Below are 21,933 nucleotides of genomic sequence, written 5' to 3'. Positions count from 1 at the left end.
CCCCAGGGGGTGGTGGACTTGGGCAAGCACAACAAACCGGCGACGCGGTCGTGCCCCGGTTGCAACGGCACCGGCACCAGCACCGCCACCCACGAGCGGTGCAACGTCTGCCGCGGCACCGGCCGCATCTGACCCGGTCACGGCCGTCCGATCCCCCGCCCGTCCGGCTCCGGACGCGCCAGCGGCGCCCGGCGCCGTACCTGGCCGGCCGCGACGGCGAGGGCTCCGGCGCAGGACGCCCAGGCCAGGGCGGCGTACCCGCCCGCCGACAGGACGGCCGTGGACAGCAGGCTCGCCGCGGCGGCGACCGTCCAGACGGCCGCGTCGACGGCGCCCTCGGTGTGCTGGCGCTCCGCCTCGGGCAGGTCGCGGGCGAGGCGCGCGCTGCCGCCGACGAAGCACAGGTTCCAGCCGTACCCGAGCAGGAAGAGCGCCGCGGCGCGCCCCGGCGACCCGGTCGCGACCGCCGCGAGCGCCGTGGACAGGGCGAGGACGGCCAGGCCCGCGAGGATCACCGGATGCGCGCCGTACCGGTCGGTCATCCGCCCGGTCAGCGGTGACAGGGCGAACATGCCGAGCGTGTGCGCGGACAGCGTCATGCCGACCGCCCCGAGGCCGTCGCCGTGCAGGTGCATGTCCAGCGGCGCGGCCGTCATGACGGCGACCATCACGACCTGGGCCGTGACCATCACCGCCAGCGCGGAGCGGGCGGCCGGGGTGCGGGCCAGGCGGCGCAGCGGCGGCGGCGAGCCCTGCGCCCCCGCCCGGCCGGCGGGCCCGCCGGTCGCGGTGCCGGCGGCGACCGCGCAGGTCAGGACGGCCAACAGGAACGGGCCGGTGAACGCGGGGAGGCCGGCGCCGGTGGCCGCCGCGCCGGACGGGTCGAGCAGCAGCGGCCCGCCGACGGCGCCGGCCGCCGCGCACCACACCACGAGCCCGATGGCGAGGCCGCGCCGTCCGGCCGGGTGCAGGTCGGCCGCCGCGTACCGCGAGAGCTGGGCCCCGGCGTTGCCGAGGCCGAGCAGCAGCATCCCGAGGCAGAGCCCGATGACGTCGCCGTTCGCGACCGCCAGGGCGGCCAGGCAGGCGCCCGCCGCCGCGGCGGCGTAGCCGAGGACGAAGGCGCGGCGGCGGCTCGTCCGCACGAGCCGGGTCAGCGCGAGCGCGCCGGCGCCCGTCCCGACGATGCCGGCGGTGTTCGGCACGCCTCCCCATCCGGCGCCGAGCCGGTCCGCGGCGACCAGGGTCGCGGTCGCGCTCGCCACCGCCATCGACGCGTTCATCAGGGCGACGCCGGAGCAGAGGGCCGCCATCGGACGGGATCGTTTCTCCATGCCTTAACGCTAGAAACGCCGATTCCCGGACGGAATAGATGATCCCTGGCGTCCAGTCCTTTCGACTTATAGGTTGCAAAGCGATTCCCCGAAAGGACCTTCCACATGGATCAGACGGACTGGCGGATCCTCGCCGAGCTGCAGCGGGACGGCCGCCTGTCGTTCAACCGCCTCGCGGCTCTGGTGAACCTGTCACCCCCGGCGGTCGCCGAACGGGTGCGGCGCCTCGAGGAGTCCGGTGTGATCACCGGGTACCGGGCGAGCGTCGATCCGGCCAGGGTCGGCCAGCCGCTGACGGCCTTCGTCCAGATGCGCTGCGCCCTCGGCCGCTGCCTGCTCAAGACGTCCGCCGCCGAGGACCTGCCCGAGGTCACCGAGGTTCACAAGCTGAGCGGCAACTGGTGCTCGATGCTGAAGGTGCGGGTCGCCTCGATGCCGCACCTGGAAGGGCTCCTGGAACGCCTCGGGGAGCACGGCGAGATGAACTCGCACATCGTCCTGTCGACCGCCTACGAGGGCCGCGCGGTGGAGCCGACCACGCCCGAGAGCCGCACGGTCACGCGTTCGGAGGGCTGGACGCGCTGAGTCGGCGCGGACGCCGCCCGCGCGTCCGCCTTTCTTCGCACCGCGCGAAGGTGCCGAAGATGATTCAAACGAGCGTTATGTGGCACTCGTCACTGCGGTCCTCACCCTGGCGGCAGTGGTATCAGCCGGGGGTGCCCCGGGAGATCGACGTCCCGGACTCGCGGCTGCCGTCCCCGGTGTCGATGACCGAGAACGGCGCGCTCCCGGCCGCCACGGTCGACACCGTGTAGAGGTACGCGACGCCGTCCGGACGGTGTACGACCGCGCCGCCCGGCGTGGTCACGCTGCTCAGGGGTAGTGCGGGCAGTTGTCTCAGGCTCGCCGCCGAGGCGGGGGCGCGACGGCCACGGTCACCCGAGCAGCAGCAGCACCGTCGACAGAGCTCTGACTCGTCTCATGGATCGACTCCTCACCTCAACGCAATCGGCAGTGATACCAACTCACTAACTAACGGTCGAGGCTGAAAGTCGACCTCTGGAAGACGCCGATCCCTCGCAGGTACGGGCTCCCTCCCCTGCACCTGGAGGGTTGACGAGCGCGGATCGGCAGCGTAACTCTTTCGGCCAGGACCGTAAACCCTCCGGACCGGGAGGCCCTGTGCCCAGACCACGCCCCATCACGGCGGCGCTCACCGCCGCCCTGCTCGCCCCGATGACGATCGCCGTGCCCGCCTCGGCCGACCTCGCCCACGTTCCGGGCGCGACCGTGGTGCCGCTCGGCGTCCCGCTCTCCGACGTCCTGCTGATCGGTGGTGTCGTCGCCCCGGGGCCGGAGGGGCGGCCGGCGCTGTGGAACGTCTCGACCGGCAAACCCGCCCACCTGAACGCCGTCGACCCCGCCGACGGCAGCCGCCTGGTCACGGCGCCGCTGCCGGGCGCCGAAGGCGGCTATGCGGTGATCGCCACACCGGACGGCTCCATCTACGCCGGGACCTACAACAACGGCCACCTGTACCGATGGCGCCCCGGCTCCGGGGACACCGTGGAAGACCTGGGCCGCCCGCTGCCCGACCAGACGTTCATCTGGCGGCTCACCAGCGACCAGGACGGGAACATCTACGGCGGCACCTTCCCGGGCGGCCGGGTGTTCCAGTACGACCCGCGCACCGGAGCGGTCCGCGACTACGGGCAGCCTGTGCCCGGGCAGACGTACGTCAAAAGCATCGCCTACATGGACGGCAAGGTCTACACGGGGTCCTACGCCCAGGCCCATATCGCCGAGCTCGATCCCCAGACGGGAGTCTCCCGGGAGCTGCCGGCACCGCCCGGCCTGGGCTCGATCGAAGGCAAGCAGGTCTACGACATCAACGCCCGGGACGGCCGCCTCTACGTGCGGATCGGCAACGCCTTCCCCAGCCCGTTGTTCGTGTACGACGTCGCCTCGGGCCAGTGGACGGACGAGATCCCCGACGCCCACGGACTCGACGTCTCGCCCGCCGGCGCCGACGGCGAGATCTACCTGATCCAGAAGAGCGAACTGAAGCGCTACGACCCGGCGGCCAGGACTCTCACCGGTACCGGGCTGACGTTCACCGGCAGGGTCCAGAACGCCCGCTCGATCGGATGGGCCGAGCTGAATCTGCCGGACTATCCGGGCACGAGCGTGGTGGGTACGCTCTGGCGCGGCGACATGTTCCGCTACAACCCGCAGACCGGCAAGTACGCGATCCTGCCGACGGAGGTCCGCCGCGAGCCGATCGAGATCCTGTCGCTCGCGGGCGGACGCACCCGGGCCTACGCGGGCGGATTCCTCAACGGCGGCCTCTCGCTGGTCGACCCGGAGTCGGGCACGGCCACCTTCAACCGCTTCTCCCAGGTCGAGTCGGTGCTGGAGGCATCCGACGGAAGGGTATGGATCGGCGCGTACCCCGACGCCCGGCTCTACTCCCACGACCCGTCCGAGCCGTGGAGCAGCCCGGAGTACTCGCCCGGTCCGGCCGGTACGCCCGACAATCCCCGGCTCGCGGTCAACCTCAAGCCCGAGCTGCAGATGCGCGCTCGTGCGCTCGCCGAGGTCGACGGCAAGATCGCCGTCGGGACGGTGCCCGAGGGCGACCGGCTCGGCGGGGCGCTGGCCGTCCACGACCCGAAGACGGGCCAGACCCAGGTCACCCGGAACGTCGTCCAGGACGAGAGCGTCTTCTCCCTGACCGCGCGCGACGGCGTCGTCTACGGGGGGACGTCGATCACCGGTGGTCTGGGCACGACGCCACCGACCCGCAAGGAGGGGGCGGTATTCGCCTGGGACGTCGCCCGGAGCCGCAAGCTGTGGGAGACCCTCCCCGTGCCCGGTGCCGGAACCGTCGGCTCCGTCACCATCGGCCCCGACCGGAAGCTCTGGGGGGTCGCCGGAACGACCGTGTTCTCCGTCGATCCGCGCCGCGGCCGGGTCCTCAAGCGCTTCGTCCTGGGCTCGACCACCGCGGGCGGCGACATCGTCGCGACCCGGAAGGCGCTGTACGTCGGCATGGACGGCGGCCGGATCTACCGGATCGACCCCGAGTCCGGGCGGGCGCCCACCCTGGTGGCCGAGCATCCGCTCCGCAGGCTGGCGGTGCAGGGCGACCACCGGCTCCTGTTCAGCGACGGCGCGGAGCTGTTCCGGGTGGATCTGCGCGACTGACAGCGGGAAACGCCGAGTTCCGCGCGTCGACGACGGCGCCGAGGACCTCACGGGTCGTCGTCCAGGGGACGGCGGCCCGGCCCTCGCGGACTCCGTCGAGGAAGGCGTCCACCGTCCCGGCGTAGCCGAACGTCTCGAACGGGTCGTCCACGTCGCCCGTGAGCGTGGCCGTCCGCGTCCCCTGCCTGGTGTGCACGGCGACCTCGTACCGGTCCTCGTCGGTCGCGCCGAGGACCTCCACGAGGCCGTACCGCCCGTCCGGCCAGGCCAGGGCGATCACTCCGGTGTCCTCCGACAGCGATCCGCGGTGGACGCGGACCGACCGGCTCGCCCAGTGCGCGTCGAGTCCGGGCCCGAGGACCGCGGACGCCAGTTCGACGCCGTGCAGGCCCATCGTCGCCAGGGTGCCGCCGCCCTCGGCCGGGTCGTCGAGCCAGCGGCGTTCGGGAGACAGGTAGGCCGCCACGGAGTGCCGCACGGTGACGCGCACCCCGAGAACGTCCGAGGCCGCGCCGCCTTCCATCGCGCGAACCGTCTCGGCGAGCCTTCTCACCGCCGGCGCGAACCGCAGCACCGAGCACGTCGTCACCGGGGTCGAGGCGGTCTCGACGACCTGGTCCAGCCGGTCGAGATCGACTGCGGTGCCGATGGCGGGTTTGGTCACGAACACCGGGATCCCGGCCTCCGCCAGCCGCCGCACGACGCCGGCCACGGCACGCGGCCGGCAGGTGACGACGGCGGCGTCCGGCCCCGCCGCGACGAGTTCCTCCAGCGATCGGACCGGCCTGGCGCCGTGCCGCGCCGCGAAGGACCCGTCCTCGTCGCCCCAGACGACGAGCTCGGTGATCGCCCGGTCGCGCAGCAACCGAGCGTCGACATCGGGGTGGTAGGTGGTGGCCAGTCCCGCGAACGCGATCCTCATCGTTCTCCAAACACCCCGAACGGCTCGGCCGGCCGGCACGGCTCCGCCGCTTCCGCCGCGATCTCCCTACGGCTCAATTAAGGACTGGACCGAAACTAGAGCGCCGCCGGGGGACCGTCAACCCGCCGGTCTCGCAGCGGCTTCCCTCGCGATCGAGTCCTCCGGGGGGCAGGACCAGAGGAACTCGCCTCTCGCGAAGGTGCCGAAGATGATTCAATCGAGCGTTATGTGGCACTCGTCACTGCGCTCCTCACCCTGGCGGCAGTGGTATCAGCCGGGGGTGCCCCGGGAGATCGTCGTCCCGGACGTCCCCGTCACGCGCCTGCTCGACGATGCCGCGGACCGGTACCCGCGCAACCACGCGCTGATCTTCTTTGGCCGGCGGATCGGCTACCGCGACCTGCGCGAGGCCGTGGACCGGTTCGCCGACGGGCTGCACCGGCTGGGAGTGCAGCCCGGCGACCGGGTGGCGCTGATCCTCCCGAACTGCCCGCAGCAGGTCATCGCGTTCTTCGGCGTGCTGCGCAGGGGCGCGATCGCGGTCCAGCACAACCCCCTCTACACCGAGGAGGAGATGCTCCGGCAGCTCGCCGACTGCGGCGCGCGCGTCGCCGTCGTGCTGGATCGTTCCTACAAGACGGTGAAGGCCGTGCGGGACCGGCTGGGTCTGGAGCACGTCATCGTGACGTCCCTGGCCGACTTCCTCCCGGTCGGCAGGCGGATCGCCCTGCGCCTCCCGCTCGTGCAGATGCAGCGGCGGCGCGCGGCCATCACCGCGGACGTGCCGAACGACCCGGGCGTCGTCCCGTTCAAGGAGCTGCAGAGAGCGCCCGCGCGCCGCGTACGGCAACTGCCCTTGGACCCGTCCAGGCATCTGGCCGCCATCCAGTACACCGGTGGGACGGAAGGGCGTCCCAAGGGCGCGATGCTCACCCACCGCAATCTCGTCGCGAACGCCTGCCAGCAGCACGCGTGGGACCTCGAAGGGCGTCCCGGCGAGGACGTGACCCTTGCGGTGCTGCCGCTGTTCCACTCGTTCGGACTGATGAGCTGCCTCGTCGCGCCCGTGATGACGGCCGGGGCGGTGGTGCTGCTCCCCCGCTACGACGGCGACCGCGTGGTGCGCGCGCTCCGCAAGTACCGGCCGACCATCTTCCCCGGGGTGTCGACGCTGTACGAGCAGGTGCTCGACAGCCCGCGGTTCCGGCCTGACGACCTGCGCTCGCCGCGCATCTTCATCTCCGGGGCGATGGGGCTGTCGCGGAGCACGATCGACCGGCTCGCCGAGGTCGGGGCCAGGGGCCTGATCAACTGCTACGGGCTGACCGAGGCGTCCCCGGCGGTCACCGCGAACCCGCTGGGCGGCGGGGCGCGGAACCTGACGGTCGGGCTGCCGCTGCCCATGACCGACGTCGTCATCGTCGACCAGGACGAGCCGACGAAGGTCCTGCCGCCGGGCGGGACGGGGGAGGTCGTCGTGCGCGGGCCGCAGGTGTTCGCGGGCTACTGGAACGCGCCGCTCGCCACCGCGCAGACCCTGTCGAAGGGCTGGCTCCGCACGGGTGACATAGGGGTGATGGACGAGAAGGGCTTCCTCACCATCGTGGACCGGCAGCGAGACATGATCAAGGTGAGCGGCTTCACCGTGTCCCCGTCCGAGGTGGAGAAGGTGCTGCGCCGCCACCCGGCCGTGCACGACTGCGCCGTGGTCGGCGTCCCCGACGCCCGGCGCGGCGAGCGCATCATCGCCCACGTGGTGGAACACCCCGCCTACCCGTTCTCGGCGGACGAGCTGCGCCGGCATTGCGAACGCTACCTGTCGCACTACAAGGTGCCCTCCGAGTTCCTGCCACGGACGGAACTCCCCCGGAACATGCTGGGCAAAGTCGTCCGGCAGCGGCTGCGGGACGAGTTCGCCGCCTCGTCGGCGGAGCGGATGGGCCCCGCCCGGAGTGGTTGACTGGTCGGGTGCACACCGAGACCGTCCAGCCAGGGCTCTTCACACGGCTCGCCGAGATCGGGCGGCAGAAGGCCACCCAGGACGGACGGCCGGAAACCCTCTACGACCGGCACGGTGTGCTCGTCGTCCGCGTCGGCGACGTGGTCGTGAAGGCGCACCAGGCCGACCGGGAACTCGGAGAGCCGTTCCTCGCCCGGATACGGCTGGCGGGAGCGCTGCCCGATCTGGTCATCGGCGCTCTGGGGCCGCCGCTCACCGTGGAGGGCCGCACGGTCACGCTCGCGACGTTCGGTGAGCCCGTGGACCCGGCCAAGGAACTTCCCTGGGAGGAAGGCGCCCGGCTCCTAGCCGCCCTGCACTCGGAACCCGTCCCGGCCGACGCGCCGTCGTGGGGGCGCCCGGCACGGGTGGCGCGTCTGGTCGCCCGTCTGGAGGACGGCCCCGCCGAGGACGCGGTGCGCCGCGCGTTCACCACGCTCCCGGCCTGGATACGCGGCGAGGAGAAGGAGCCCGAGGAGCGCACCCCGTGCCTCATCCACGGCGACTGGCATCTGGGGCAGATGGTCCGCGCACCGGGTGGGCGATGGCGGCTCATCGACATCGAGGATCTCGGCAGGGGCGACCCCGCATGGGACCTAGCACGTCCTGCGGCGCTCTACTCCGCCGGGGTCCTCCCACCAGAGGACTGGGAGCGATTCCTGGGCGCGTACAGGGAGGCGGGCGGCCCGGCCGTCCCCGCGCAGGACGATCCCTGGACGGCCCTCGACGTTCCCGCCCGAAGTCTTGCGATCCAGATCGCGGCCACGTGCGTCATATCCGCCGGGAGGAAAGATCGGCCACTCGACGGTGCGGAGCAGGCGATGGTCGACGCCTGCGTGAGAATATCCGCGGCGGGGGACGCGGCATGACGTGGCGCCGAACCTGGCCTACATTTAGCCTCTATCTGGGGATCCATACCGGAAGGACGACAAGGCGATGCACTGCCCTAAGTGTCGTGGCGTGATGCGGACCTACACCCGCAGCGGCGTCCACATCGAGCAATGTGACAGCTGCCGGGGCATCTTCCTCGACTACGGCGAGCTTGAGGCCCTGGGCCAGATGGAGTCGCAGTACCGCGCGGCGCCGCCGCCCGCCGCGGCGCCCGGCTGGGGCGCTCCGGCGCCGGCCGTCCACCACCATCACCACGGCGGGCACCACCGCCCGCACCACGGCGGCGTGTTCCACATGCTCTTCTCCACCTGACCGGGCGCCACGGCCCGCCCCGAGGGAGCGGGCCGTGGCGCGCGCGAACGCGCCTACAGGCGCGGGTCCACCGGCTCGGACTCCAGCGCCAGGACGGCGAAGACCGCCTGGTGGACGCGCCACAGCGGCTCCCCGCCCGCGAGCCGGTCGAGGGCCTCGGCGCCGAGCGCGTGCTCGCGCATCGCCAGCGACCGCTTGCGCCCGAGCGACCGGCGGCGCAGCCGGTCGAGGTGCTCCGGCTCGCGGTAGTCGGGCCCGTAGATGATGCGCAGGTACTCCGGCCCGCGGCACTTGATCCCGGGCTGCACCTTGGCGTCCTCCGGCAGCGGCCCCAGCGGCTTGACCACCATGCCCTCGCCGCCCGCCGCGGTGAGCTTCTCCCACCACTCGGCGGCCGCGGCCTCCGACTCCGGCGAGCCCAGGTCGACGGTCAGCGACCCCGTCCGCTGGACGAGACCGCTCGCGTCGCTCTCCGCGAGCCGCCCGGCCACGGACATGTGCCACTCGTGGTCGCGCAGGGCCGCCCAGGAGCGGCCTTCCCCGGCCAGGACCTGGAACGGCGCGAAGCGCACGCCGGTCAGCCCGTCCACCGTCCAGCAGTAGCGCGCGTACGCGTCGCGGAACCGGGACGCGTTCGCCGCCCGCCGGTCGATGCGCTCGCGCAGGCCGCCGACGTCGAGACCTCGCCCGTCCGCCCGCGCGAGCACGTCGGCCGCCACCGGCAGGGCGGCGCGGGCCGCCGCGCCGGTCGCCGCGTACTGGGTGCGGATGAGGTCCATCGCCTTCGCCGACCACGGCAGCAGCTCGCCGTCGAGGACGAGCCATCCGGTGTCCAGCTCGTCCCAGAGTCCCGCCGCGCCGATGGCGGCGCGGAGCCGGTCCAGCACCTCGGCCGTGCGGGACGGGTCGCGGAAGAAGGAGCGCCCGGTGCGCGTGTAGACCGCGCCGGTCGTCCCGTCGTCCACGCCGAACCGCTCGGCGGCCACCGAGGCGTCGCGGCACACGACCGCCACGGCGCGCGAGCCCATGTGCTTCTCCTCGCACACCACCCGCGGGACGCCCTTGTCCCGGTACGCGGCGAGCGCCTCGGCCGGATGCTCCAGGTATCCCGGCAGGGGCGACGTCTCGGCGGGAGCCATGGTGGGCGGCAGGTAGACGAGCCAGCGCGGGTCCACCGCGAACCGGCTCATCACCTCCAGCGCGGCCAGCGCGTTCTCCTCCCGAACCGAGACGCGGCCCATCAGGCGGGTCTCGACGCCCTGGTTCCCGAGGACGTCCCCGATGTTGAGGAAGTCGTTCTCCCGGTGGCCGCCCGCGCTCACCTTGGCCGGCGCCTCCAGCGGACGCGTCGGCTCGAACCAGACCTGCCGCGCCGGAACCGACACCAGCTCTCGCTCCGGATACCGCAGCGCCGTCAGTTTCCCGCCGAACACCGCGCCGGTGTCCAGGCAGATGGTGTTGTTCACCCACTCCGCCTCCGGGACGGGCGTGTGGCCGTACACGACCATCGCCTTGCCCCGGTAGTCGCGCGCCCACGGGTAGCGCACCGGCAGTCCGTACTCGTCGGTCTCCCCGGTCGTGTCGCCGTAGAGCGCGAACGAGCGGACCCGTCCGGACGCGCGGCCGTGGTAGTCCTCCTTGAGCCCGGCGTGGGCCACGACCAGGCGTCCGCCGTCCAGGACGTAATGGCTGATGAGGCCGTCCATGAACCGCAGCGCGCCGTCGCGGAAGTCCTCGTCCTCGGCGGCGAACTGCTCCATCGACTCGGCGAGCCCGTGCGCGAGCCGCACCTTGCCCCCACGCAGGGCGCGGACGAGCTTCGCCTCGTGGTTGCCCGAGACGCACAGCGCGTCGCCGGCGGCCACCATGCCCATCACCAGGCGCAGCACGCCCGGCGAGTCGGGCCCGCGGTCGACCAGGTCGCCGACGAAGACGGCGGTCCGCCCGCCGGGATGGTTCGCTCCGACGGCGCGTCCCTCCGCGTCCCGGAGGATCTCGTAGCCGAGGTCGGCGAGGAGGTCCTCCAGCTCCGCGCGGCAGCCGTGCACGTCGCCGACGACGTCGAACGGGCCCTTCAGCTCGCGCCTGTCGTTCCAGGCCTTCTCGTACCGGATCGTCGCGGCGTCGATCTCGTCGGGACCGGTCAGGACATGGACGCGGCGGAACTCGCGGCCCAGCGACCGCATGGTGCGCCGCAGCTCGCGGCGCTGGCGCGGGATGACGTGCGGTGCCAGGCGCCGGTCCGGGCGCCCGGCGTTGCGCTCGGCGGCGAGGCTCTCGGGGACGTCCAGCACGATCGCCACCGACAGGACGTCGTGCTCCTTGGCCAGCCTGCGCAGCGACTCCCGCGCCTTGCTCTGCACGTTGGTCGCGTCCACCACGGTCAGCAGGCCGCGCCGCAGCCGCTTGCCCACGATGTAGTGCAGCAGGTCGAACGCGTCGCCGGTGGCCGACTGGTCGTTCTCGTCGTCCGACACGGCCCCGCGGCAGAAGTCCGACGACACCACCTGGGTCGGCTTGAAGTGCTTGCGCGCGAAGTGCGACTTGCCCGACCCGGACACGCCGACGAGCACGACGAGCCCCATCTCCGGGATCTTGATCTCGGTCATCGCGTGAAGACTCCCATCTGCGTCGGGGCGCCGACCTCGGGGTCGTCGTCGCCGACGGGCACGTGGCGGACGCGGTAGCCGTGCTCGGCGGCGACCCGGTCCGCCCATGCGCGGAACTCCGGGCGCGTCCATTCGAAACGGTGGTCGGGGTGGCGCATCGCCCCGGGCGCCAGCCCCTCGTAGCGGACGTTGTGCTCGGCGTTCGGGGTCGTCACGACCACCACGCGGGGTGAGGCGTGGCCGAACACGACCCGCTCGACGGCGCTGAGGCGCGGCGGGTCGATGTGCTCGATGACCTCCATCAGCACGGCCGCCTCGTACCCGCGGAACCGTTCGTCGGCGTAGGTGAGCGCGCCCTGGAAGACGTCCTGGACGCGGTCGTTCTCACGGCGAGGCCGCTTGTCCAGTCGCAGGCGCCGCGAGGCGTGGCCGAGCGCCCGGTACGAGACGTCCGACCCGGAGATCTCGGTGAAGAACTCGTCCCCGGCCAGCCGCGCCAGCAGCTTCCCCGAACCGCAGCCGAGGTCGATGACGCGGCGGGCGTCCTCGTCGTGAAGCGCCCGCACCACCGACCGCAGACGCAGTTCCGCGAGCGAGACGGACGCCTCCTCCGGCGCCGCCTCTTCCTGGCCCTCCTCGGCGGCGGGCCCCTCCTCCTCGACCTCCACGGGGTCGAGTTCCTCGTCGGGCGCCTCCTCGGCGTCGGCGAGTCGGCCCAGCGCGGACTGCACGAGGCTGCGCCGGTTGGCCAGGTACCGGCGCGTGATGGCACCGCGGTCGGGATGCGCGGCCAGCCAGCCCTCCCCCGCCCGGATGAGCTTGTCGACCTCGTCGGGCGCCATCCAGTAGTGCTTGGCGTCGTCCATGACGGGCAGCAGCACGTACAGCTGGTTGAGGGCGTCGGCGAGCCGCAGGGTCCCGGTCAGGGTGAGCGTCACGTACCGGGAGTCGCCCCATTCGGGGAACTCCGGGTCGAGCGGCACGGGCGCGGCCGACACCTCCCAGCCGAGCGGGGCGAAGAACCGCTCGGCCTGGCCGGGCCCGCCCCTGCACGGGAGGGCGGGAAGGACGACCTCCAGCGGGATGGGCGTCTCCGCCAGTTCGGGACGCAGGTCGCAGCGGCCCCGCATGGCGGTGCGGAACACGTTCGCCATGGCCGACGCCAGGAGCGAGGACGCCGCGTACGGACGGTCGTTCACGTACTGGCCGAGTGAGAAGTCGGGCGTGCCTCTGCCGCGCGTGCGCACGAGCTGGACCGGGTCGACGTCCAGCAGCAAGGCGGCAGTGCAGCGCTGCTCCTCCGCGTCCGGGTAGAAGACGTGCGCCGTGCCGTAGGACTGCTCGAAGCGCTGCACCCGGTCCGGATGCTTGTGCAGGAGGAACCCCAGGCCGGTCGCCTGGCTCATCGTCGTGGTGATCGTCAGAAGCACGCCCCAAGTGTGGCCGAACGCGCCGGACGCCCCCATCCCTTTTTCCGAAACGCCGGTCTTAAACGGTTTGCGCCCGGGTTCGGGCGACCAGCAGAATCCGGGGGGACATGAGCAGACACCCCCGCCGGATGACCGCGCAGGAGACCGTGGCCATCCTCGAACGCGGCGACTACACGGCGCCGTCCGGCCGCGCCGTCTCGATCGCCGACGACCTCGCCGACGCCGTCCGGCGCACCGTCCTCTACCGGCCGGAGGAGCTGGACGCGCTGCTGAAGAGGCTCCCTCCGGCCGACCCCGGCACGCGGACGCGGATCGAGGTCACCGGAGAGACCACGCTCGCCGCCGCGCGCCGGCTGCGCGCCCCCGGGACGACGCCGTTCGCGCTCAACTTCGCGTCCGCGAAGAACCCGGGCGGCGGCTTCCTGAACGGAGCCCACGCCCAGGAGGAGGGGCTGGCGCGCTCGTCGGGCCTGTACGAGTCGCTGTGCTCGGCCAGGGAGTACTACGACTTCCACCGCGCGCAGGGAGATCTCCTCTACAGCGACCACATGATCTACTCGCCGGACGTCCCGGTGTTCCGGGAGGACTCCGGGCGTCTGCTTGAGGAGCCCTACGGCGTCGCGTTCCTGACGTCGCCCGCGCCGAACCGCGGCGCGATCCGTGACGCCGCCAAGACCGAGCAGATCCCCGCGGCGCTGCGGCTGCGCGCCCGCAAGGTCCTCGCCGTGGCGCTGGCCAACGGGCACGGACGGATCGTTCTCGGCGCCTGGGGCTGCGGCGTGTTCCGCAACGACCCGGCCGAGGTCGCCGAGGTGTTCGCCGAGGCGCTGCGTCCGGGCGGAGAGTTCGCCGACCGGTTCGAGCACGTGGTCTTCGCCGTCTGGGACACCGCCGCGGGCGCACCCAGGCACGCGGCGTTCGAGCGCGTCTTCGCCTAACCGTCCTTCCGGGGGCTGGACGGCTCCTCGACGTAGGAGGCGATCCCCCGGATGAGCATGTCGAGGCCGAACTCGAAGCGCCCGTCGCCGTCCTCCCCCGTGAGCTCGTCCACCATGCCGGAGATCGTCGGGTAGCGGTCCTTCGGCAGGGCGGCGAAGTACTCACGGATCTGGTCGAGGTACGTCTGGAAGTACGTCCACGGGTCGCCCGCCCCCGGGGGCGTCTTGGCGTGGTGCATCGTGTCCTCGATGGCGTCGGCGTCGAGGAACATGCCGAGGGTGCTGACGGCGAGCCCGGCGATCCGCTTCGGCACGCCGCCGGCCTCCATGAGGGCGAGCTGCGCCTCGGCGACGTCCAGTAGATGGGGCCCGGTGGGGATGAGCGACATCGACACCACCGCGATGTCGCGGTGCGAGGTGTAGACGCGGCGGATCTCGCGGGCCAGTTCCTTCAGCTGCTCCTGCCAGTGCGCCGGGTCGGGGACGGGAAGCCGGACCTCGGCGGCCACCCGGTCGAGCATCAGCTCGCGCAGCTCCTCCTTGTTCGAGACGTGCGCGTAGAGGGACGCCGGCCCGGTGCCGAGCTCCTGGGCGACGCGGCGCATGGTCACGGCCTCCAGCCCCTCGGCGTCCAGGACGCGGATCGCCGTGTCGACGACGAGCTCCTGCGTGAGCGGCTGCCGGGCGGAGGGGGCCTTGCGCGGCCTGCGGCCGGGCGGCGTCGGCATGTCCGGGCGTGCGGCTCGGCCGGCTTCAGCCACGGCAGGACCTCCCAATCTCGCGATACATCTTGACTATCGCGAATCGCGATATATCTTCTCTATTACAGAGAGGATTCCTCGAACACGAACATCGTACTTGACACGAACAGCGTTCGCCCATAGAACATTGTTCGTAACCAACGAACACCGTTCCCCCCGGAGTGACCATGACCGACACACTGACCTCCCCTGCCCGGGGCACCGCGGACGGCGGCTTCCGCTGGCGCTGGGTCGCCCTGTCCGTGATCCTCGCCGGCGAGGTCATGGACATGCTGGACGCCCTGATCACGGCCATCGCGGCCCCCACGATCCGCGCCGAGCTCGGCGGGTCCGCGGCCACCATCCAGTGGCTCGCCGCCGCCTACACCCTCGCCATGGCCGTCGGGCTCATCACCGGCGGGCGCCTCGGCGACCTCTACGGACGCAAGCGGATGTTCCTCATCGGCGCGGCCGGCTTCACGGTCGGCTCGCTGCTGTGCGGCATCGCCGGCTCCCCCGGGATGCTGGTCGGCTCCCGCGCCATGCAGGGCCTGTTCGGCGCGCTGATGCTGCCGCAGGGCATCGGGATGATCAAGCAGATGTTCTCGGCGAAGGAGATGGGCGCGGCGTTCGCCATGTTCGGGCCGGTCATGGGGCTGTCCTCGGTCGGCGGCCCGGTGCTGGCAGGCTGGCTGATCGACGCCGACCTGTTCGGCACCGGCTGGCGCATGATCTTCCTGATCAACCTGCCGCTGGGCGCCGCCGCCGTGCTGGCCGGGCTGAAGTTCCTGCCCGAAGGGCGCGCCGAGCACGCCTCCCGCCTCGACCTCACCGGCGCGGCCCTCGCCTCCCTCGGCGCCGGCCTGCTGGTCTACCCCCTCGTGCAGGGCCGCGAGCACGACTGGCCCGCCTGGACGTTCGCCATGATGGCCGCCTCCCTCGTCGTGTGGGGCGCGTTCGCCTGGTACGAGGTCCGCAAGCAGCGCTCCGGCGGCGACCCGCTGATCGTGCCGAGCCTGTTCCGCAAGCGCGGCTTCACCGGCGGCCTCGTCGTCGGCCTGGTGTTCTTCTCCGGCGTCGCCGGCCTCGGCCTCGTGCTGGCGCTGTTCTTCCAGCTCGGGCTCGGCTACTCCCCGCTCAAGGCGGGCCTCGCGCAGATCCCGTGGTCGGTCGGCATCGTCATCGGGTTCGGCGTCATGCAGGCCGTGCAGCGCTTCGGCCGCAGGGTGATCCACGCGGGCGCCGTCATCATGGCCGCCGGGATCGCCGGGCTGTACTTCACCCTCCGGTACGCCGGGATCGACGTCACCCCCTGGCAGCTCGTCCCCGCGCTGACCGTCACCGGGATCGGCATGGGCCTGCTGATGGGGCCGTTCTTCGACACCGTGCTGGCGGGCGTCGAGCCCGAGGAGACCGGCTCGGCGGGCGGCACGCTCACCGCCGTCCAGCAGCTCGGCAGCGCGCTCGGCGCGGCCGTCCTCGGCACGGTCTTCTTCGGGGTGCTCGGCGGGCACGTCGCGTCCGCCGCCGACGACGGCGCCGCCGCCCTGCGCCGCGACCTCGCCGCCGCGTCCGTCCCGGCCGCGCAGCGGGACGGCCTCGTGGACGGCCTGCGCGACTGCGGCCGCGACCGCGCCACCGCCAAGGACGCCGCCGCCGTGCCCGCGTCCTGCCGCCGGCTCGAGAAGGCCACCGTCGCCGCCGTCGCCGCCGCGCCGCAGTCGGCGCCCGCCGTCCAGAAGGCGGTCGCCGGGGCCGGCGAGCACGCGGCCAAGGTCGGGTTCGGCGACGCCATGAAGATCACGCTGTGGGTCGAGGTCGGGCTCCTCGGCCTGTCCTTCCTGGTGACGTTCCTGCTGCCGATGCACGCGCGCCCGGAGGAGCAGACCGCCTGACGGGATGTGCGAGGCCCGCGCCCGGGGACTCCCCCGGGCGCGGGCCCGCCTCGCCGTCAGAGCTTGCTCATCACCTCGGAGGCCAGCAACTCCACGTGCTCCAGGTCGCTCATGTCGAGGACCTGCAGGTAGAGGCACTCCGCGCCCAGCTCGCCGAACCGGCCGATCTTGTCGACCAGCTCCTGCGGGGTCCCGGCGAGCCCGTTCTCGCGCAGCTCCGGCACCTTCCGCCCGATCGCGTCGGCGCGCCGCCCCAGCTCCGCCTCGTCCCGGCCGCAGCACACGACCTGCGCGGCCGAGTACACCATCGGCCTCGTCCGGCCCGCCTCGGCGCACGCCGCGCGGACCCGCTCGAACGCGTCGCCGGTGTCCTCGACCTGGTGGAACGGGACGTTGTACTCGTCGGCGTAGCGGGCGGCGAGCCGCGGCGTCCGCTTCGCCCCGGCCCCGCCGATGATGATCGGCGGCCCGCCCGGCCGCACGGGCTTGGGCAGCGCGGGCGACCCGTTCAGGCTGTAGTGCCGCCCGCTGAAGGAGAAGGTCTCGCCGGACGGCGTCCCCCACAGCCCGGTGAGGATCTGCAACTGCTCCTCGAGCCGCTCGAACCGCTCGCCCAGGCTCGGGAACGGGATGCCGTACGCGGTGTGCTCCTCCTCGAACCACCCCGTCCCGAGTCCCAGGTCGACGCGCCCGCCGCTCATCTGGTCCACCTGCGCGACGGAGATCGCCAGCGGTCCCGGGTAGCGGAACGTCCCGGCCGTCACCAGCGTGCCGAGCCTGATCCGGCTGGTCTCCCGGGCCAGCGCGCCCAGGGTGATCCACGAGTCCGTCGGGCCCGGCTCGCCCGCGACGTCCCCCATCTTGACGAAGTGGTCGGAACGGAAGAACGCGTCGAAACCGAGGTCCTCGGCCGCCTTGGCGACGGCGAGCTGTGTCTCATACGTCGCCCCCTGCTGGGGCTCGGTGAAGATTCGAAGTCGCATGTCCCCATCCTCGTACGAACCGGGCGGCGGTCGCGCGGCGGGTCGGCGCCCCGTCCGGCGTCATCCTGTACGGGCGATCCTCCGCACCGCCGCCGGCGTCTTCGCGGCGGACTTCTTGGCGCGCGGCTTCTTGGCATGCGGCTTCTTCGCGGCTGGCTTCTTCGCGGCTGGCTTCTTGGCCTTCGTCTTTTCCCCCTGCGGCTTCTTCGGTGCCGCCTTGGAGTGGCCGAAGTGGACGGGCTCGCCCACGCGGACGGCCGGGAACGCACGGGCCGCGTGTGCCCGGCCCCAGGTCACCGTCCCGCGCAGGCCGATCCTCTGGCCGGGCCGGGCGTCACCGGACACCTTGGCCTTGATCGCGCCGGTCACGGTCCGGCCCCTGCGCACGGCGCCGAGGTCGCACTCGACCGTCCACCCCGCGGCCGCGCAGTCCCTGTTCCCCGAGACGAACGACAGCGACTTCGGCAATCTCATCCTGAACCTCGCCTGGCCGGACTTTCCCGGCCCCCTGGCGGTCATCGTGAACGTCCACTCGTAGGTGCGTCCCGGCACCACGGCGCTCACGGGACCACTCAGGCGTAGCGCCACTACCGCGGCGTGCTTCCCGTGCGGCTTGGGTTTCGTCCGCGGCCCGGGTCCGTCGGCCTGCGCCGCCGCCGGCACGAGCACGCCCCCCAGCAGCGGCGCGGCCATCGCCAGCACCGTGCCCTGCACCCTCAACGTCCGGATCACTACGAACCCCCCGTGGCCTGCGGTTTTCTAGCGGTCACCGTCCGTTCTAGTGATCCGGAGGCGCGCCCGCCAACGCCGCGTCGGCGTGTCGTCACGCACGGCGACTCTTGACCGTCCACCCCCTTACGGACAGTCAACCTCCGCGTTCTCCTGCGCCCCAAAGCACAAGCCTGTTAAATCGCCTAGACCCCACCAATCCCCGACACATGGAGCTGACATGGCTGTCTTCGGCGTCGACTACGCGTGGGGCCGCCCCGGCGCGCCCGCGCTGGAACGCGCCGGGGCGAAGTTCGCCTGCCGCTACCTGTCGCACGACACGACCGGCAAGAACCTGACCCGCGAGGAGGCCGACGAGCTGTCCGGCGCGGGGATCTGGCTGGTCGTCGTGTGGGAGTCGACCGCCAGGCGTCCCCTCGACGGGCGGTCCGCCGGCGCGGCCGACGCCCGCGCCGCCGCCGCCCAGGCCAAGGCGTGCGGCATGCCGGACGACCGGCCCATCTACTTCGCCGCCGACTGGGACGCCACCTCCGGGCAGCAGGACGAGATCAACGCCTACCTGGACGGCGCGGCGAGCGTCCTCGGCCGCGACCGGGTCGGCCTCTACGGCGGCCACGGCCCGGTCAAGCGCGCCTTCGACGCCAAGAAGATCACTTTCGGCTGGCAGACGTACGCCTGGTCGGGCGGCAGGTGGGACGCCCGCGCCCAGCTCCAGCAGTACTCCAACGACCACACGATCAACGGCGTCGGCGTCGACTACGACCGCGGCGTCAAGAGCGACTACGGGCAGTGGCGCGTCGGCGTCTCGCCCCAGGGAGAGGACGACATGCCCGACTACGTGTCCGTCGGCACCGGTGGCGACCACCAGGAGCTTCCTCCCGGCAAGTGGACCGAGGTCACCTGGAGCAAGGAGTACTCCGACAAGGAGCACCAGCACAACGACCCGGGCGGCCCCAGCCTGCTGACCGGATCGGCCCGCTACAGCCTGTCGGTGAGCGCGGCGCTGAGCGGCGTCCCCGCGGGCACGCTCATCCAGGCCCGGGTGGTCGAGGTGGCGGACGGCGACGCCTCCGACTACCAGATCGGCCCCGTCCAGGACTTCATCTCCGTCGGCGACACCACCAACCTCGTCTACGGCCTCGCCGCCGACACCGTCGAGGCGGGCAAGCGCGTGCGCTTCCAGCTCCTCCACCAGGGCGCCGCCGCCGCGACGATCGCCAAGGCCAGCGCGAAGGTCTTCTTCTGGCGCTGACTCAGAAGTCGTCGTTGATGTAGGGGGCCAGAGGGACGGCCAACGCGGCCTCCAGACGCGCGGCCGCGCCGGGCGTGTGCTCGGCGACGGCGCCGATCCGCACCAGCGTGACCGGACTCTGCCCGCCCAGGTACACGGCCGCGAGGTCGGCCGCGCTGAAACTGAGATCCGGGGCCTCGTCGGAGCGTTCGCAACCGGGCGCCGCGCCAGTCGTGAGGCGCCAGCGGCCGGCGTTCGCCTGGACGCGCGGGTCCTCGATCTCCAGGACGAAGGCGTCCTCGGTGGCCCAGGAGCGGGCGCGAAGAGAGGCAGGCACGTCGATCAACCGCAGCCAGAGGGCGCCGAACTCCCTCTTGACGGTGACCCGGTCGGGGTCGGCGACCAGGTGCGGCAGCAGGTCGTCCACCGGACGGCCCAGCGCCTCGATGCGGGACGTCAGGTCGATCGACGCCAGGAACTTCCAGAGCGCGGCCTCCGCCTGCGGGGTGTCGGCGACGAGGTCGACCACCCTGACCGTCCCCTCGCGGACCCGGTAGACCACGTAGCCGGCGGGATGGACGACGATGCGCGGCGCGGTGTAGCCGGGCGAGTCCCGGTCGACCGGCCGCAAGATCGCCTTGCCCCACCATTCGGGATCGCGCACGAGACCGCCCGGGCGAAGCGAGCGCCGGTGGATGGGATCGAGCACCTCAGGTGCGGACGCGGCTTCGAGGAGCCGCAGCGGCCGATCGTCCGGAGTCGTGCGGAACTCCAGCGGACTTGACGTGGTCACTTCCAGGTCGATCGCCCAAGTGGCCAGCCCGAACCCATACCGGCCGTAGATGGCGCCCTGCGACGCCCACAGCGCGGCCACCGGACGCCCCGCCGCGATGGCATCGGCGTCCATCCGGTCCATCATGGACGTCAGGATCCCCCGGCGCCGATGCGTGGGCAGCACCCCGACGAACGTGACCGCCGAGCAGTCGAGCAGCCCGCCCGGAACCGCGAGCCGCATCGGCAGCGCCGCCAGCTGCCCGACCTTCGTCTCCCCGTCGAAGGCGCCGATCCGCTCGGCCCGGACGGCCGGCCACCCGTCCCGCTCGCGGTCGAGCTCCTCGACCGGGACGTGGAACACCATCCCGGCGAAGTCGACCATCAGCCCGGCATCGGCCTCCGGCACGTCCCTGATCTCGATCACACTTCCACGCTATGCGGCCGCGCAACAGGTTTTCCAAGGTCACTGGAGTCGGCCGGGGCATCCGGCTCAGTTCGCCCGCCGGGCGCCGTGGCGCAGGCCGTCGAAGAGGAGGGTGGTGATCTGCCGGGCTTCGACCTGCCAGCCTTCCGTGGCGCGCATCCCGCAGATGCCGCCCAGCGCGCGCAGCAGGGTGGAGCCCGTGACGTCGCCGCGGACGGCGCCGGCCTCGGCGCCCGCGGCGAGCAGCCGGTCGAGGGCGTTCGCCATCTGGGTGCGGGCGGTCCCGAAGACCGGTGAGTCCGTAGCCATGATGCTCTCCAAAGCGACGGACATCCCCTTGCCGACGGCCGCGTGGTCCACGAGCAGCAGCAGGAAGCGCCGCAGGGCCTCGTCGGGGGCGTGCCGGTCCAGAAGCTCCACGGGTGCGGCGCACAGGTCGTCGACCTCCTTGCGATAGACCTCCTCGATGAGGACCTCGCGTGTCTCGAAGTGGCGGTAGAACGTCCCGACCGCCACGCCGGCACTACGGGCGATCTCCTCGACATGTGCGTCGGTGTCGCCGCCGAGGAACGCCTCCCGCGCCGCGGCGAGGAGCGCCTCGCGGTTGCGTCGCGCGTCGGCGCGCAGCGGGCGCGATGAAGCCAACGGGACCTCCATAAGGTGAGTCCGGTTCCGTTTGTGTACTACTGTTTCCGGAGTCGGGTTCATGTTACGAGGGAGATCCCCATGACGATCACAGAAGAAGGACTGGGCGGCCTCCGAGTGCTGGTCACCGGCGGCAGCCGCGGCCTGGGCCAGGCCACCGTCCGCCGGTTCGCCGCCGCGGGCGCGACCGTGCTGACGGCGTCCCGGAGCAGGCCGAAGGAGGGGGACGGCGCCACGTTCATTCCGGCGGACCTCTCGACGGAGGAGGGCGCGGCGGAACTGGGCCGCCGCGTCGTCGACCTCGTGGGCGGGGTGGACGTCCTGGTGAACAACGCGGGTGCCGCGAGCGCCCCGGCGCCGACATTGACCCGGTCGGAGGAGTCCTGGCGCGCGGACCTTGAGATGAACCTCCTCAGCGCCGTGCGCCTGGACCGGGCGCTGGTACCGGGGATGGTCGAACGCGGCTCCGGCGTCGTCGTGCACGTCTCCTCAATCGCCAGCCGGCTCCCGCAGCGCACCGAGGCGTCCTACGCCGCCGCCAAGGCGGCGCTCAACGCCTACAGCCGCGAGCTGGCGACCGAGGTCGGCGAGCACGGGGTACGCGTGGTGTGCGTCCTTCCGGGCTTCGTCGTCACCGACGGCGCGGCCGCCCACCTCCAGCGCATGGCCGACCAGCAGGGCATCAGCCCAGAGGAGATCGAGCAGCGGATCGTGGACCACCTGAAGGTCCCGATGGGCCGCCCGGGAGACCCCGAGGACGTCGCCGACCTGATCGCGTTCCTCGCCTCCCGGCGCGCGAAGTGGCTCACCGGAGCGCAGTTCCGCGTCGACGGCGGCATCATCCCGACCGTCTGAGCACCGCCCGACTCG

Annotated in this window: 19 protein-coding genes; 9 read left to right on the top strand and 10 right to left on the bottom strand. The window is 72.4% G+C overall.

What is annotated here, in order from left to right:
- Nucleotides 1-137 precede the first annotated feature (137 nt).
- Nucleotides 138-1,334 carry an MFS transporter gene (locus BJY14_RS34040; RefSeq protein ID WP_179847356.1) on the bottom strand — a complete coding sequence of 399 codons (1,197 nt, stop codon included), beginning with the start codon at nucleotides 1,332-1,334 and terminating at the stop codon, nucleotides 138-140.
- A 105-nt stretch (nucleotides 1,335-1,439) separates the two neighbouring features.
- Here BJY14_RS34040 and BJY14_RS34035 point away from each other — a divergent pair, with 105 nt between their 5' ends.
- Entirely contained in the window at nucleotides 1,440-1,919 is a 480-nt protein-coding gene (locus BJY14_RS34035; RefSeq protein ID WP_179847355.1) for an Lrp/AsnC family transcriptional regulator, read from the top strand.
- A gap of 121 nt (nucleotides 1,920-2,040) precedes the next feature.
- Here BJY14_RS34035 and BJY14_RS34030 read toward each other — a convergent pair whose 3' ends face one another.
- On the bottom strand, nucleotides 2,041-2,202 hold the full coding sequence (locus BJY14_RS34030) for a hypothetical protein (RefSeq protein WP_179847354.1): 162 nt from the start codon (nucleotides 2,200-2,202) through the stop codon (nucleotides 2,041-2,043).
- A 314-nt stretch (nucleotides 2,203-2,516) separates the two neighbouring features.
- Here BJY14_RS34030 and BJY14_RS34025 point away from each other — a divergent pair, with 314 nt between their 5' ends.
- On the top strand, nucleotides 2,517-4,541 hold the full coding sequence (locus tag BJY14_RS34025; RefSeq protein WP_179847353.1) for a hypothetical protein: 2,025 nt from the start codon (nucleotides 2,517-2,519) through the stop codon (nucleotides 4,539-4,541).
- Here the strand turns inward: BJY14_RS34025 and BJY14_RS34020 are convergent.
- A complete protein-coding gene (locus tag BJY14_RS34020) occupies nucleotides 4,498-5,463 on the bottom strand; it encodes a Gfo/Idh/MocA family protein (RefSeq protein WP_179847352.1) in 966 nt (321 codons plus the stop codon). The genes BJY14_RS34025 and BJY14_RS34020 overlap by 44 nt on opposite strands.
- 280 nt (nucleotides 5,464-5,743) lie before the next feature.
- On the opposite strand from BJY14_RS34020, the gene BJY14_RS34015 reads away from it, so the two are divergent.
- The 3 genes from BJY14_RS34015 to BJY14_RS34005 all read left to right on the top strand — a co-directional run bounded on the left by BJY14_RS34015 (nucleotide 5,744) and on the right by BJY14_RS34005 (nucleotide 8,665).
- Nucleotides 5,744-7,423: an AMP-binding protein gene (locus BJY14_RS34015; protein ID WP_312879523.1), complete on the top strand. Its 1,680-nt coding sequence runs from the start codon at nucleotides 5,744-5,746 to the stop codon at nucleotides 7,421-7,423.
- 8 nt (nucleotides 7,424-7,431) lie between these two features.
- Nucleotides 7,432-8,331, top strand: a complete 900-nt coding sequence (locus BJY14_RS34010; RefSeq protein WP_179847350.1) for a phosphotransferase family protein — start codon at nucleotides 7,432-7,434, stop codon at nucleotides 8,329-8,331.
- 67 nt (nucleotides 8,332-8,398) lie between these two features.
- Nucleotides 8,399-8,665 carry a TFIIB-type zinc ribbon-containing protein gene (locus tag BJY14_RS34005; protein ID WP_179847349.1) on the top strand — a complete coding sequence of 89 codons (267 nt, stop codon included), beginning with the start codon at nucleotides 8,399-8,401 and terminating at the stop codon, nucleotides 8,663-8,665.
- A 53-nt stretch (nucleotides 8,666-8,718) separates the two neighbouring features.
- Here BJY14_RS34005 and BJY14_RS34000 read toward each other — a convergent pair whose 3' ends face one another.
- Together BJY14_RS34000 and BJY14_RS33995 are read right to left on the bottom strand one after the other, a co-directional pair.
- On the bottom strand, nucleotides 8,719-11,274 hold the full coding sequence (locus tag BJY14_RS34000; protein WP_179847348.1) for a polynucleotide kinase-phosphatase: 2,556 nt from the start codon (nucleotides 11,272-11,274) through the stop codon (nucleotides 8,719-8,721).
- Nucleotides 11,271-12,704: a 3' terminal RNA ribose 2'-O-methyltransferase Hen1 gene (locus BJY14_RS33995; protein ID WP_312879522.1), complete on the bottom strand. Its 1,434-nt coding sequence runs from the start codon at nucleotides 12,702-12,704 to the stop codon at nucleotides 11,271-11,273. Before BJY14_RS33995 ends, BJY14_RS34000 begins: the two co-directional genes overlap by 4 nt.
- 107 nt (nucleotides 12,705-12,811) lie before the next feature.
- Between BJY14_RS33995 and BJY14_RS33990 the strand changes: the two genes are divergently transcribed.
- On the top strand, nucleotides 12,812-13,642 hold the full coding sequence (locus BJY14_RS33990; RefSeq protein ID WP_179847346.1) for a TIGR02452 family protein: 831 nt from the start codon (nucleotides 12,812-12,814) through the stop codon (nucleotides 13,640-13,642).
- On the opposite strand, the gene BJY14_RS33985 is transcribed toward BJY14_RS33990, so the two are convergent.
- On the bottom strand, nucleotides 13,639-14,403 hold the full coding sequence (locus tag BJY14_RS33985; RefSeq protein ID WP_312879521.1) for a TetR/AcrR family transcriptional regulator C-terminal domain-containing protein: 765 nt from the start codon (nucleotides 14,401-14,403) through the stop codon (nucleotides 13,639-13,641). The genes BJY14_RS33990 and BJY14_RS33985 overlap by 4 nt on opposite strands.
- Before the next feature lie 167 nt (nucleotides 14,404-14,570).
- On the opposite strand from BJY14_RS33985, the gene BJY14_RS33980 reads away from it, so the two are divergent.
- The gene (locus tag BJY14_RS33980; RefSeq protein ID WP_179847345.1) at nucleotides 14,571-16,277 is read left to right on the top strand and encodes an MFS transporter; all 1,707 of its coding nucleotides are present in this window, start codon (nucleotides 14,571-14,573) and stop codon (nucleotides 16,275-16,277) included.
- A gap of 56 nt (nucleotides 16,278-16,333) precedes the next feature.
- On the opposite strand, the gene BJY14_RS33975 is transcribed toward BJY14_RS33980, so the two are convergent.
- Together BJY14_RS33975 and BJY14_RS33970 are read right to left on the bottom strand one after the other, a co-directional pair.
- Nucleotides 16,334-17,260, bottom strand: a complete 927-nt coding sequence (locus BJY14_RS33975) for an LLM class F420-dependent oxidoreductase (protein ID WP_179847344.1) — start codon at nucleotides 17,258-17,260, stop codon at nucleotides 16,334-16,336.
- 60 nt (nucleotides 17,261-17,320) lie between these two features.
- Nucleotides 17,321-17,992, bottom strand: a complete 672-nt coding sequence (locus BJY14_RS33970) for a hypothetical protein (protein WP_179847343.1) — start codon at nucleotides 17,990-17,992, stop codon at nucleotides 17,321-17,323.
- 217 nt (nucleotides 17,993-18,209) lie between these two features.
- Here BJY14_RS33970 and BJY14_RS33965 point away from each other — a divergent pair, with 217 nt between their 5' ends.
- Nucleotides 18,210-19,241: a glycoside hydrolase domain-containing protein gene (locus tag BJY14_RS33965; RefSeq protein WP_179847342.1), complete on the top strand. Its 1,032-nt coding sequence runs from the start codon at nucleotides 18,210-18,212 to the stop codon at nucleotides 19,239-19,241.
- Nucleotide 19,242: 1 nt separating this feature from the next.
- Here the strand turns inward: BJY14_RS33965 and BJY14_RS33960 are convergent, their stop codons facing one another.
- Together BJY14_RS33960 and BJY14_RS33955 are read right to left on the bottom strand one after the other, a co-directional pair.
- On the bottom strand, nucleotides 19,243-20,418 hold the full coding sequence (locus tag BJY14_RS33960) for a GNAT family N-acetyltransferase (RefSeq protein WP_218905710.1): 1,176 nt from the start codon (nucleotides 20,416-20,418) through the stop codon (nucleotides 19,243-19,245).
- A 66-nt stretch (nucleotides 20,419-20,484) separates the two neighbouring features.
- The gene (locus BJY14_RS33955; RefSeq protein ID WP_218905709.1) at nucleotides 20,485-21,063 is read right to left on the bottom strand and encodes a TetR/AcrR family transcriptional regulator; all 579 of its coding nucleotides are present in this window, start codon (nucleotides 21,061-21,063) and stop codon (nucleotides 20,485-20,487) included.
- An 81-nt stretch (nucleotides 21,064-21,144) separates the two neighbouring features.
- Between BJY14_RS33955 and BJY14_RS33950 the strand changes: the two genes are divergently transcribed.
- Nucleotides 21,145-21,918 (top strand): oxidoreductase, encoded by a 774-nt coding sequence (locus BJY14_RS33950; protein ID WP_179847340.1) that lies wholly within the window; start codon nucleotides 21,145-21,147, stop codon nucleotides 21,916-21,918.
- The last annotated feature ends 15 nt before the right edge of the window (nucleotides 21,919-21,933 follow it).

This window comes from Actinomadura luteofluorescens (assembly GCF_013409365.1).
GTDB lineage: Bacteria > Actinomycetota > Actinomycetes > Streptosporangiales > Streptosporangiaceae > Spirillospora > Spirillospora luteofluorescens.
The sequence above is the reverse complement of the archived record's forward strand: the minus strand, read 5'-3'. Positions and strand labels throughout refer to the sequence as shown.

Bases quoted from the DNA above. Each gene is read 5' to 3' on its own strand.
- BJY14_RS33975 (WP_179847344.1), bottom strand. From the start codon at position 17,260: ATGCGACTTCGAATCTTCACCGAGCCCCAGCAGGGGGCGACGTATGAG.
- BJY14_RS33990 (WP_179847346.1), top strand. From the start codon at position 12,812: ATGAGCAGACACCCCCGCCGGATGACCGCGCAGGAGACCGTGGCCATC.
- BJY14_RS33980 (WP_179847345.1), top strand. From the start codon at position 14,571: ATGACCGACACACTGACCTCCCCTGCCCGGGGCACCGCGGACGGCGGC.
- BJY14_RS34035 (WP_179847355.1), top strand. From the start codon at position 1,440: ATGGATCAGACGGACTGGCGGATCCTCGCCGAGCTGCAGCGGGACGGC.
- BJY14_RS33965 (WP_179847342.1), top strand. From the start codon at position 18,210: ATGGCTGTCTTCGGCGTCGACTACGCGTGGGGCCGCCCCGGCGCGCCC.
- BJY14_RS33950 (WP_179847340.1), top strand. From the start codon at position 21,145: ATGACGATCACAGAAGAAGGACTGGGCGGCCTCCGAGTGCTGGTCACC.
- BJY14_RS34040 (WP_179847356.1), bottom strand. From the start codon at position 1,334: ATGGAGAAACGATCCCGTCCGATGGCGGCCCTCTGCTCCGGCGTCGCC.
- BJY14_RS34000 (WP_179847348.1), bottom strand. From the start codon at position 11,274: ATGACCGAGATCAAGATCCCGGAGATGGGGCTCGTCGTGCTCGTCGGC.
- BJY14_RS34005 (WP_179847349.1), top strand. From the start codon at position 8,399: ATGCACTGCCCTAAGTGTCGTGGCGTGATGCGGACCTACACCCGCAGC.
- BJY14_RS34020 (WP_179847352.1), bottom strand. From the start codon at position 5,463: ATGAGGATCGCGTTCGCGGGACTGGCCACCACCTACCACCCCGATGTC.